General features: G+C 63.9%; 1 protein-coding gene and 1 pseudogene. Both read right to left on the bottom strand.

Annotated features, from left to right (window positions below):
* The coding region (locus AC24YW_RS36610; protein WP_487487215.1) for a type 2 periplasmic-binding domain-containing protein at positions 1-394 on the bottom strand (394 nt) is incomplete at its 3' end.
* A gap of 27 nt (positions 395-421) precedes the next feature.
* A pseudogene (locus AC24YW_RS36605) lies at positions 422-534 on the bottom strand (TauD/TfdA family dioxygenase); the annotation flags it as partial.

Raw genomic sequence — 534 nt, 5'->3', positions numbered from 1 at the left:
TGTCGTCCTTCACGTAGTAGCCGTAGTAGGTGTTGGCATCGGAGCCGTAATAGCCAACCACCGCCTTGATCGGTGCGCGCGCCGCGATAAGCTTGAGGACCGCGCCGTAGAAAGCGCCGCCGATGTCGATATCGCCGGTCACGACGGTCTGGATGTCCTGCGGGCCGCTGATGGTGTTGCCGACCCATTTCAGCTTCAACGGCGCGAGATAGCCAAGATCGTCGGCGAGCTCGATAAACGTCACCTGTCCGGCCCAGCCCTGGTAGCGGATCTCGGACTTCTCGAGCGGCGGCTCCGCGAAGGCCGGAGTTACGAGGCCGACCGCCAAGGCGCCCGCCAGCAGCACCCGCAAGGCGCGACGCCGCGCGCCAGGGAATCGAAACTGAGAGTTCATTGTGCAAATCCTATGCTGAGGCGGAAATCAGGCGGCCTTGACCGTCTGGGGTTTCGGTGTCTTGACACGCGTCACGCTGCGGCGGCCATCGACGCTGAGCGGAACATCGCCATCGATGGTGGCGCGGCGAACGATGCGGT

This window comes from Bradyrhizobium sp. USDA3516 (genome assembly GCF_057651995.1).
The sequence above is the reverse complement of the archived record's forward strand: the minus strand, read 5'-3'. Positions and strand labels throughout refer to the sequence as shown.